The organism is Isoptericola croceus (assembly GCF_029382255.1).
GTDB classification, from domain to species: Bacteria; Actinomycetota; Actinomycetes; order Actinomycetales; family Cellulomonadaceae; genus Isoptericola; species Isoptericola croceus.
Window position 1 is genome coordinate 1 of the sequence record NZ_JARLLG010000497.1, and the last position, 256, is coordinate 256.

General features: G+C 69.5%; 1 protein-coding gene. It reads left to right on the forward strand.

The window, feature by feature from the left end:
* Window positions 1-256: hypothetical protein (locus PZC42_RS21935; protein ID WP_277214323.1), on the forward strand; the 256-nt coding region annotated here is incomplete at both ends.

Consider the following 256-nt stretch of genomic DNA (forward strand, 5'->3'; position numbering starts at 1 on the left):
ACCTACGAGACCTTCAACTCGGACGACGACATCCAGCGCGTCTACTACCCGGAGGTGGAGAAGCTCCTGCTCGACACCGTCCCGGGCGCCCACCGCGTCATCATCTTCTACCGCACCATCCGCCGCGAGAACCCCACTGCGCACCGCCAGCCCGTCAACCGCGCGCACGTCGACCAGACCGCCAAGGCGGCGGAGGCGCGCGTGCGCCTGCACGTCCCGGACCCAGCGGAGGCCGAGGAGCTCCTGAAGGGGAGGT